The organism is Flavobacterium tructae, assembly GCF_002217475.1.
Lineage (GTDB): Bacteria > Bacteroidota > Bacteroidia > Flavobacteriales > Flavobacteriaceae > Flavobacterium > Flavobacterium tructae.
Window position 1 is genome coordinate 126053 of the sequence record NZ_MUHH01000004.1, and the last position, 13142, is coordinate 139194.

The window sequence follows — 13142 nt, forward strand, 5'->3', positions numbered from 1 at the left end:
ATGCCACTAATAAAATCGACTATTCCAGAAGATATAACTTCGAAAGAAACCTTAGTTAAAGTTTTAAGCAATCATATTAGCCAAACTCCAAATAAGGTTATTTATAGATTTTTAGAAAATGGGGAAGAAGAAAGTGATTGCAGGACCTTTCAGGATTTATATGATAACGCAAGACGTATTGCATCACATATATTAGAACATGCAAAACCTGGAGATCGTGTTTTACTCTTATATCCATCAGGATTAGATTTTATTGATGCTTTTTTAGGCTGTTTCCTGGCAGGTGTAATTGCGGTTCCAGCTTTTCCACCACAAGGAAAACGAAGAATAGGCAGATTAGAAAATATTGTAGCGGATTGTAAAGCTACTCTTATTTTGACTATAGAGAGTATATATACTAAGAGTAGTGGTTGGTTTGATGCTGAAATTTTTACAAAAGTAAAATGGTTGCAAACCAATGTGTTAGTTGATTCTTTAGATAAAGATTTTCCTGTTGTATTACCAACGGATATTGCATTTGTTCAGTACACTTCCGGGTCAACAGGTGATCCAAAAGGTGTTATGGTAACGCATTCTAATATTGTCCATAATAATAAATTGATGAAAAATTGTTTTCATCAGAATACTGAAAGTATAGGAGTTAGTTGGTTACCTATTTACCATGATATGGGACTAATAGGAAATATACTTCAAGCTTTATATGTAGGGTTTGAAATGATTGTCATGCCTCCAACTGCTTTTATACAAAAACCTATTCGATGGTTAAAAGTTATTTCTGATTATAAAGGTACTTTTAGTGGAGGACCTAACTTTTCATATGATTTATGCGCTCATCAAATTAAGGAAGAGGATTTAAAAGGATTGGATTTAAGCAATTGGCAAGTAGCCTATAATGGATCAGAACCAATTAGACCAGAAACCGTAAATAATTTTACTACCCGTTTCAGTTCTATTGGATTTGATGAAACGTATTTAATTCCATGTTATGGAATGGCAGAAACGACCCTTATAGTTAGCTGTTCTGATTTTAATTCAATACCCAAAGCTTTATTATTAGATAAAGAAAATTTTCATTCAGGAGAAGTAAAACTTTTCAATAAAGAAGATAAAATATCTAATGCTATTGAATTTATAGGTAACGGACCAGTTTTAGAAGAATTAGAAATTAAGATAGTAAATCCTGATACTAAAATGGTATGTCAGGAAAAAGGAATAGGTGAAATTTGGGTTAGCGGAGCCAGTGTTGCTAAAGGTTATTGGCAAAGAGAAGAATTAACTAAAGAAGTTTTTCAGGCACGAATTCAAAATTCAGATGTAAACTCAGAAGAAGACAAAGGGGAGTATTTACGTACAGGTGACATTGGATTTATAAATGAGAAACAACTTTATATAACTGGTCGTCTAAAAGAGCTCATGATCATTAATGGAGTGAATCATTTTCCACAAGATATAGAACGTGTTGTACAACAATCACATATTGATTTGCAAAACAATGCAGGAGTAGCTTTTTGCACTGAGTCAAAAGGAAAAGAACAATTGGTTATTGTTCAGGAAATTAAAAGAACTTCAATGAAGGGGTATGATTTTAATTTCATTGTTAAAAGTATAATTGATAGTGTATTTGAGCAACATGAATTGTCTGTATATGCAATTATATTGGTAGAACCGGGAAAAGTAGAAAAAACGTCCAGCGGGAAAATTAAGCGATTAGCCACTAAAATTTTATATGAGTCTAATACTATTGAAGGAGTAATGGATCAATGGGTTCAAGGTCAAAATATAAATAATTCTAATGAAAATCTGCAAGAAAATAAAATAGTAAAAACAACAATTTTATCCAATGATTTAGAAAAGTTTTTGCAAGAAGCTGTAGCAGCAGAACTAAACATAAGCATATCAAAAGTTAATACGCATACTTCGTTTTCAGAATTAGGTATGAGTTCTATACAAAGTATAAGACTCACAGGGAAATTGTCTGATTATTTAGGGATAGAAATAACACCAACAATTGTTTATAGTTATTCGAACATAAAGGATCTGGCGGCATATTTATTATTAAATGAAGATATTGAATTACCTTCAAATGTCGAAGATGCAAAAATATTGAATTCAGAACCAATCGCAGTTATTGGTATGTCTTGTCGTTTTCCAGGCGCGCAAGATCTGGAAACATTTTTAGAAAATTTAAAAACGGGAATAGACTCTATTACAGAAGTGCCAAAGAGCCGATGGGAAATAGATGATTTCTTCAGCAATAAAGAAGAAATTGACGGGTATCAAATGAATACACGCTGGGGAGGTTTTATAGATGCTATCGATGAATTTGACGCCTCTTTTTTTGAGATATCACCTCGAGAAGCTAAATTGATGGATCCTCAACAACGTATTTTATTAGAATTGACTCATGAATTATTAGAAAGATCAGGATATACAGCAAAAGAACTCAAAGGGTCAATGACTGGTGTATACATTGGTATTCTTCAAAATGAGTATGCGTCTCTACTCAAAAACTATCCTAAAGATATGTATTCGGGAACTGGATCAGCACTGAGTATAGCTTCAAATCGATTATCTTATTATTACGATTTTAAAGGCCCTAGTATGTCTGTTGACACAGCCTGTTCGTCTTCATTAGTAAGTGTACACTTGGCTATAAAGGATATTCGCAGTGGAGAATGTACTATGGCTATCGCGGGAGGAGTAAATCTTATACTAACGCCAGAATCTACAGCAGCATTATCACAGTCTAGCATGATGGCGGCAGATGGCAGATGTAAAACTTTTGACGATTCTGCAAATGGATATGTCAGAAGTGAAGGTGCTGGACTAATATTATTAAAACCACTATCAAAAGCGATAAAAGATGGGGACAATATTATAGGAGTAATTAAAGGATCTGCTGTTAATCAAGACGGTAGAAGTAATGGATTAACTGCTCCAAATGGATTAGCTCAGCAAGAGGTAATACACGCTGCGCTAAAATCTGCAGGATTACACCCAAAAGATGTTGATTACATAGAATCGCATGGTACGGGAACATCTCTGGGAGATCCAATAGAGATTAATGCTCTGGATGCAGTATTTAAAAAAGACAGAAACTCAGACAGTCCGTTAATAATAGGATCTGTCAAAGCTAATATAGGTCACTTGGAAGCTGCTGCGGGAATTGCGGGCTTAATTAAGACACTTTTATGTCTGCAGCATTCTATAATCCCAAAACAACTGCACTATAATAAGCCTAATAAATATATCAATTGGGAAAAATTGAACGTATTAATTCCTAATGATTTACTAAGTTGGAATCAGAAAAAGAATAGCATACGCAGGGCAGGAGTAAGTTCTTTTGGATTTGGAGGAACAAATTCGCATGTAGTTCTTGAAGAAGCTCCTCTGTATCATAAAAAAAAACAAAACGATACCATTTCTTCTCAAAAAGCAGTACTAACAACAATATCTGCAAAAGGAGAAAAAGCATTAAAAGACCAAATTGTTGCGGTAATTGATTACATAGAGAATAATCCAGAAGTAAAAATCAGCGATTTGTCTTATACCTTATCGGTACACAGAGATCATTTTGAAAATAGATTAGGAATAATTTCTGAAAATAAAGAAGGATTACTTCAAAAACTAAATCAGGCAAATAGCTCATTTCAGAAAACCAAATCATTAAAAACCGCTTTTTTATTTACGGGGCAAGGTGCTCAGTATCTAGGAATGGGACGAGAGTTATATGATACCGAGCCAGTTTTTAAGAAAGCTTTGGATACATGTACAGAGTTATTAAAAGCTCATTTAGATGAAAATTTAATTACTGTTTTATTTGCAGAGGAAGGAAGTGAAAAAGCCAAATTTATAGATCAAACCCAATATACGCAACCTGCACTATTTGCCACAGAATATTCACTATATCAGCTTTGGGAACACTGGGGAATTAAGTCTGCTGTACTAATGGGACATAGTATAGGAGAACTGGTAGCGGCATGTGTAGCAGGCGTATTTTCTTTAGAAGATGGTCTTAAATTGGCAGCATCCAGAGGACGTCTTATGCAAGGAATAATACTTGACGGAGAGATGATCTCAGTGCAATCGGATGAAGAAACTATTTCTGAAGTATTGAAGCACTATAAAGAAAAAGTTACCATTGCAGCAATTAATACTCCTGATCAAATAGTATTATCAGGAGAAAAAGAAGCCATAAAGACTATCACGAGTACATTATCTTTAAAAGGTATTAAGTGGAAGAAATTAAGAGTTTCCCATGCTTTTCATTCCCCAATGATGAAGCCTATACTTTCCGAATTTAAAGCGATCGCGGATACTGTTCACTTTAAGTCTCCTAATTGCTTATTAATTAGCAATCTCACAGGAGCTGTCGCAGGTAAAGAAATAAGTACCTCACAGTATTGGGTAGATCATATTACTGCCCCTGTGGATTTTTTAAAGGGTATGAGATCATTAGAGAACTTAGAAGTTGATGCGTGTGTAGAAATAGGACCAGATCCCGTTTTAATCAATATGGGAAGTCAGTGTATATCTGATGAGAGAGCTGATAAAACAATTTGGTTAGCTTCTTTTCGAAAAGGTAAAAATGAGAACCTGCAATTATTAGAAAGTCTAAATGAATATTATATAGAAGGAGGAGATGTAGAATGGAAATCATTTTATTCTAATAAAGATGGTGTAAAAGTAAATGCTCCAATTTATAAATTCCAACGAAAAAGATTTTGGATAGAAGAAGAACAAATTACTATTTCAAAAGAATCAAATACAATCTCTAGTACTAATAATAAAGATTTTTCAGAAACCATGGTTTTTAAAGATATAGAGAATTTTTTAAAGAATACAATTTCAGCTACGCTACAGATGAAAATTGAAGAAATAGAGCTGCATAGACCATTGTTAAATTATGGAGCAGATTCATTTTCTTTGATGGAAATCATAAATAAAATACGTAAAGAATACAACGTGAAACTTCCAATCCGAAAGATGTTTGAAGATTTAACGAATTTGGATGCAATTATAAAATACATTATTCAGGAAACTGGGCAAACAGAAGTCGTACATAATAATCATGTAGTGGTTAATAAGACATTTGACACGAATACTTCTTGTAGTTTTTCGGCAAGTTCAAATGGAGAGATTGGTACTGGAAAACATTTGAATAATGGAGAAGAAATAATAAATAAATCGACTGCTGAATATATTAAAACGCCGGTAAAAGAAGTAATTAAGAATACCGCAATTGATATTACAGAATTTACTATAATAAGAGAACAATTTGCTGAGCAGAATCGTATACTATCACAACAAAATCAGATAATTTCTGAGTTTTTAAACACCTCCAGGACATCACAAAATACTGATAAACATACAACGGGAGAAACAGTCGCTGAGGTTTCTAAAACTACAAACATATTTGATACTGTAAAAAAAAAAATAACAACTAAAGAAAAAGTTAGCCTGCCAGGATCATTTGGCAGTAAAAGCTTTTATTTTCAAAAATTACCAAAAAACCAAGAAGAACAATTACCGCAATTAATAGAGAGTTATACCGCTAAAACCCAGAAATCAAAGTCTTTTGCTATTGAAAACAAAGCAGTTTTAGCGGATTATCGCTCTGCTTATAAGTTCAACATTGCTACAAAAGAAATGGTTTACCCAATAGTAAGTGAACATGCATTTGGGGCTCATTTTACAGATATTGATGGAAATAAGTACATTGATATAGTGATGGGATTTGGATCCTGTATTTTTGGGCATCAACCGGAATTTATTTCTAAGGCAATTCTTGAACAGCACAGTCAGGGTATGATTATTGGCCCTATGAATAAGTTGTCTGGAGATATTACAAGATTAGTTTCCAAATTAACTGGTGCTGAGCGAGTTTGCCTAACCAATACAGGTACAGAAGCTGTTTCTTTTGCTTTAAGAATAGCAAGAGCTGTTACAAAAAAGAATAAAATCATCGTTTTTTCGGCCTCTTTTCACGGACATGGAGAAATAACACTTGGAGTTCAAGGTGATGAGGAAAATGTTGTAGAATCTTTATCGGCAGGGATAACAGCAAATATGGTTAAAGATTTAATCATCCTTAATTATTCTGATGACGATATTCTAGAACAAATACGCGCGCACAAAGACGATCTTGCAGGGATATTAGTAGAGCCTGTAAGAAGTAGGTTTCCTGATTTTCAGCCAAAAGAATTATTACATCAGCTTAGCGAATTAACTAAAGAATTAGATATTCCTTTCATATTTGATGAAATAGTGACTGGTTTTAGAATCATGCCCGGAGGAGCTCAAGAGTATTTTGATATCAAAGCCGACATTGTAATTTATGGTAAAATAGCCGGAGGAGGAATGCCAATTGGAATTGTTGCCGGCTCACCAAAATATCTGGATGCTGTAGATGGTGGTCGTTGGCAGTTTGGAGATGAATCCTATCCTGAAGTAGACAAAACATTTACTGCAGGTACTTTTACACGGCATCCATTAACTATGGCAGCATCAAAAGCGGTGCTTACCCGTATTGATGAAATTGGTAAAGAAGCATATCTGGAATTCAATAACAGAACGGCTTCTTTAATGAACCGATTGAATAGTTATTTCGAAAAGGAATCACTCCCCATAATGATGGTATATTTTGGATCTCTATTTTCATTTAGATACAAAGCTAATTTCGAATTATTAGCTTTCCATTTGGTTCAAAGAGGAATATATGTATGGGAATCTAATAATCTTTTTCTCTCATTTGCACACTCTGATGAAGATATAGAAGAATTATACAAAGGAATTACAGAATGTGCTAAACTGGTTTATACTTCTTCTGATTTTTCTCAAGAAAAGAGTTTGTCTCTGGAGGCTACTGGTTATAATGTGCAGGAATCAAATATTTCTAAGGTTAATTTGACTTTAACACAACAGAAGTTTAATCTTCTTCATCAGATTGACCCGGAAAGATCTTTAGCATATACGCAATCTTTCAGCTTACAGATGAAAGGTAAAATTTATGCATCATTGCTGAAAATGGCAATACATAATTTAATAGATAATCACAGTATTTTAAGAACTCGGATATCAGAAGATGGAGAGCATTTAATTTTCGATCCATCTATTACTTTACCAATAGAAGAAATAGATATTTCAACAGATGGATTAAATCAACAAGAAGAGGCTTATAAAGCTGTAGTTGATGAAAACATGCGTACCGCATTCTCATTTACCAACGGGCCTTTTGTACGGTTACAGTTAATAAAGTTTTCTCCAGAGGAGAGTACTTTAATTGTGACGATGCATCATATAATAGCAGATGGATGGTCTTGTGCTTTATTTATTCAGGGTGTTGTAGATAACTACAATTCGTTATTTCAAGGAAAAAAACTTGATTTAGCACAAGCTGTTGGTTTTTATGAATATACAAAATGGTTGGAAAATAACCTGAACAATGATGATTGGAAGGCTCATGAAGACTATTTTATAAATAAATTTTCTAAAAAATCCTTTTATATAACACTTCCATTTGATAACAGTTTATCAAAATATGGGAACGCAAGTAATTCGGTTTCTTTACGTATTCCTAAAGAAAATATTCTGAGGTACAGAAAATGGAGCAGTCAGCAAAACCTAACACTCTTCATGACATTTTTGTCGGCATTCGAACTCTTATTATGTAAAATATGTGAGAAAGATGAGGTTATTATTGGTATACCCGCAGGTGGCCGTACCATGCCGGATATAGAAGAAGCAATTGGAGATTTCTCTCATTTTATGCCATTTTTAATATCTCATAATTCCAAAGATTCTTTAATAGAATATGTAAAGGATCTAAAAAACAGAGTATATGAAGCTTATGAGCATCAAGAATATCCGTATGCTAATTTTATGGAATTACTCCAAAAAGAAACTGATATAAAGTATGATAATTGGGTAAATGTTATTTTTAATTTTGATGTTAGTGCTTCCAATACTGATATGGAAAGTGTAGACTTACATATAGTACATAATAAACCGGTTTACAGCGATTTTGACTTAATGTTTAATGCCATTGAGGAATCTGGAGATTTAGTTCTTTCTCTGGACTACAGAGAATCTTTTCTAAGTAATGAACTAGCAGAAGATATTTTAGATTGTTATCAATTTATACTAAATCAGATCATTGACAACGATGGAGGCATTATAGAGGATATACAATTGTTATCTAAACGTAAACAAGAACAACAACTACAACATTTTAATGATACCGAAGTATCGTATCCAAAAGATAAAACGATAATTGATTTATTTGAAGAACAGATATTGCGAATGCCGAATAGCATAGCAGTTGTTTTTGGAAATGAGGAATTAACTTATAAGGAATTAGATGAAAAATCAAATCAAGTAGCACATTATTTGATCCATAAAGGACTAAAATCAGAAGATTTAGTTGGTATATGTGTCGATCGCTCTTTTGATATGATTATAGCGGTGTTTGGTGTTTTGAAAGCAGGCGGAACTTACGTCCCTATAGATGCTGAGTATCCTGAAGATCGTATTCATTACATAATTGAAGACAGTAATGCCATTTTTTTCATAACAGATTATGCGCATGAGTTTTTAGTTGCCGAAAACAAGAAAATACAAATTATTACAGTAGATGACAATTGGAAGTCAATAGGTGAACAACCATTAAGTAAGGTTGATTCTATTGTCAAAGCCGATCAGTCTGTTTATGTAATTTATACATCAGGTTCTACAGGCAGACCCAAAGGAGTTGTCATTAATCATACGAGCTTATTAAATATGGCTTTGTGTTGGGAGTCATCCTATACTTTGGATAGTAATACTTGCTTATTGCAAATGGCAAGTTTTTCTTTTGATGTGTTTTCAGGGGATTTATGCCGAAGTTTATTATTTGGAGGCAGAATGATACTCTGTCCTTCAGATGCTAGGTTGGATCCAGCCAGACTTTATGATCTTATTTTAGAAAAAGATGTTACTATATTAGAAGGTACACCAGGTTTAGTGATTCCATTGATGGATTACATCTACGAGCAAAAGTTAGATTACGCTTGGATGAAGCTGTTAATTTTAGGATCTGACATATGCAGTATTAATGACTTTAAAAGAGTGTATACCAGATTTGGTCATGCTATGCGAATTATTAATAGTTATGGAACCACAGAAACATCTATTGATAGTTCTTATTTTGAAATTGATAATGTTAAGAGTCTTGATGGTTTAATTAATGTCCCGATTGGTAAACCTTTATGGAATAATAGTTTTTATATACTCAACACTTCGGAATCATTAGTACCTATAGGAGTAATTGGCGAATTATGTATTGGCGGAGCGGGAGTTGCCAGAGGTTATTTAAACCAAGAAGACTTAACCAAAGAAAAGTTTGTAGTGAATCCTTTTAAAGAAGGAGAGCGAATGTACAAGACTGGAGATTTAGCACGTTGGTTACCTGATGGGAATTTGGAATTTATAGGCAGAAAAGATGATCAGGTTAAGATTCGTGGATATCGTATAGAATTAGGTGAGATTGAGAGTGTGCTGTCTGAATATGAAGAGGTAGAAAACTGTTGTGTTATTGCTAAAAACGATGGTACGGGCAGTAAACGTTTGATTGCTTATATTGTAAATAAAGGAAAGTGGGATAAGATAAAGGCTCAGGAATTTTTAAAACAAAGATTACCTGAATATATGATACCTGGTTTTTGGGTTAATTTAGATAGGCTTCCTTTAAACACTAACGGAAAGATTGATAAAAATGCACTCTTAGAGATATCATTGGGAGAACTTTCCTCAGAAAAATACCAGCCTGCCAGTAATGAGACAGAGAGACTCTTAGTTTTACTTTGGCAAGATGTTTTAGAGGTGGAAAAAATTGGTATTAATGATAATTTTTTCGAACTAGGTGGACACTCTTTATTAGCAACACAATTAGTGTCTTTGATTCGTGATAAGATGGGAAAAGAAATTGCTATAAAAGATATTTTTGTATTTCCTTCTATTTCAAAGTTATCTAGACATATTATCGGGAAGGGACTAATAAATAATCTTCCTAAAATTTTACGTCAGGATAAAAAACTAAGAAATCCACTATCATTTAGTCAGGAGCGACTTTGGTTTTTAGATCAACTTCAAAATAGTATTGAATACCATCTTCCTTTATTACTTCGATTAAAAGATGATATTGATTCACAGATATTGGAATCATCACTACATAAAATTTTGTCTCGTCACGAGATATTGCGTACAGTCATTGAATCTAGTGATGGCTTGGGGTATCAAAGAGTATTACCGGTCCATGGATGGTATTTAGATTATAAAGTATTAGAGGATTCAGAATTACTCGATGATGAATTAAAAAGGTATATTAATATTCCTTTTAATTTATCTAAAGATTACATGTTTAGGTCCTGTCTTTATAAAACAAAAAAAGGAGAACACATACTAGCATTAGTCTTTCATCATATCGTATGTGATGGCTGGTCTTATAGTATATTCTTAAAAGAGTTTTTAGAGTTGTATGTTTCAGGCAAAAATAGACAAGAACCTAAGTTACAAACCTTGTTGGTACAATATTCAGATTATGCCGTGTGGCAACGTAAGTATTTGACAGATTCGTATTTAGAAGATGGACTAAACTATTGGAAGGGGCAGTTGAAAGATGTATCGCCATTATATTTACCAATTGATTTTATGCGACCGCCAATTCAAAGTAAATCTGGTTCACAATTAACTCACATGTTAGACAGAGAGTTAAGTTCTTCTTTGATTTTGCTGTCGAAAACAGAGGGAGTTACATTGTTTATGACAATGTTGTCTGCTTTTAAAATATTGCTATATAAGTATACAGGGCAAACAGACATATGTGTTGGTTCTCCTGTAGCCAATAGAACTCAGAAGGAAATGGAAGGCTTAATTGGCTTTTTTGTTAACATTTTAGCAATGCGAACAAATTTAGAAGGATCTCCAAGTTTTAGACAATTGCTGCAACGTGTTAAAGATACCTCTTTAGCATGTTATGATCATCAACAAGTTCCTTTTGAAAAAGTAGTTGATAGTATTATTCAGACTAGAGATTTGAGTATGAGTCCTTTATTTCAAGTAATGTTTGTATTGCATAATACACCTGAAAAAGAAGGTCATACACTAGAGCAGGTGATTTCATCCCAATATATTCTAAAGGATAATTATTCTAAATATGATTTAACTTTCACTTTGGAGGAAAAGGCATCTGGTTTTTCAGTAGAAATTGAATACTGTACTGATTTATTTAAATCAGATACTATCCAGAGAATGATGATGCATTTCGAAATCTTACTATGCGAAATAGTAAAGAAACCTGATAGCATAATCGATGAAATAAAAATATTACCAGAATATGAAAATAAACTTGTTTTAGAAACTTTTAATAGTACAAAAATTGATTATCCAAGAGATAGTACTATTGTTGATTTGTTTGCAAGCCAAGTAAGAAAAAAGCCTCAAAATATTGCGCTGCTTTATGGAAACAGAAAATTTACTTATAGAGAGTTAGAGGAGGAATCCAATCGTTTAGCACATTATATCCTATCAAAGATTGATCTGAAATTAGAAGATTTAATAGGGATTAAAATAGAGCGTAATGAATGGTTGATAATAAGTTTGCTGGCTGTCCTAAAAACAGGTGCCTCTTATTTGCCTATTGATATTGATTATCCCCAGAGACGCATCTCTTATATGGAAAACAATAGTCAATGTAAGCTAACGATAGATGATGATTTTGTGAAGAATTACATAGCTGAAAAAGACAGATATGCTTCTTCGACTCCTATAATTAATTTTGATGCTGATAATCTCGCATATGTAATGTATACATCGGGTTCTACAGGAATTTCAAAAGGAGTTATGATTACGCATAGAAATATTATTAGGTTAGTTACTTGTTGTGATTACATAGCTTTGAGTTCAGATACAGTTTGGCTCTCGACCGGCTCTATTTCTTTTGATGCCACTACCATTGAATTTTTTGGAACATTATTAAATGGGGGCCAATTATTATTGACCGATACAGATACCCTTTTGGATATTGATAAATTAAAACATCTTATTGCCAACCATTCTGTTAATACAATGTGGATGACAGCTTCGTGGTTTCATCAGATAGTAGAAAATGATATATCAGTATTTGAATGCCTGAGATATTTATTAGTAGGTGGGGATATAGTCATGTTTAATTATACAAATAAGTTAATAGAGATTTACCCTGACCTTCATATTATCAATGGTTATGGCCCTACGGAGAATACTACATTTTCAGCTGTATACAATATTGATAAAATAACACATAGTAGTATCCCAATTGGTAAGCCTATTGCCAACACGCAGATCTACATTTTAGATTCGGCATTAGAGTTGGTTCCTATCGGAGTAGTGGGCGAGCTTTGTATATCAGGAGACGGATTGGCTCGCGGATATCTGAATAATGCGGAACTTACTTCGGAGAAGTTTGTGTCTAATCCCTTTATAGCGGGTGAACGTATTTACAGGACGGGTGATTTGGCTCGCTGGCTTCCTGATGGTAACCTTGAATTTATGGGCCGTAGGGATGACCAGGTTAAGATCCGCGGTTATCGTATTGAGCTTGGAGAGATAGAGAGTGCCCTTAGTGGTCTTTCTTATATCCGACAGGCAGTTGTTCTGGCCCAGGATGATTTATCCTCAGGCAAGCGACTTGTAGGATATGTTGTTTGTGAAGGTGATTTTGACAAGGAATTGGTTCAGGCAGATTTAAGGGTTCTTTTGCCGGAGTACATGGTTCCTATGCTTTGGGTAAGCCTGGATTCGATGCCTTTGACCAGTAATGGAAAGATAGACAAGAAGTCATTGCCTGAACCTGACGGTTCCGGGTTCTCGAGCCGTGAGTATGTTGCCCCACGTAATAAAACAGAAGAACAGCTGGTTTTGATCTGGCAGGAACTTCTGGGTATTGATCCTATAGGTATCCATGATAATTTCTTTGAGTTAGGAGGTCATAGTTTACTAGTGGTTCAGCTGATATCCCGCCTTCAGAGGCTTGATTATCATATAGGTGTAAAAGATATTTTCGTAAGTCCTACGATAGCCTCGATCAGTGATAAGTTATCCTCGATGTTATCATTTTATAATGTTCC

At 33.8% G+C, this 13142-nt stretch carries 1 protein-coding gene; it reads left to right on the forward strand.

Going from position 1 to position 13142, the window contains the following annotated elements:
- Nucleotides 1–13142 (forward strand): non-ribosomal peptide synthetase/type I polyketide synthase (locus B0A80_RS01640; protein ID WP_124020550.1); only part of this gene is annotated, 13142 nt, incomplete at its 3' end.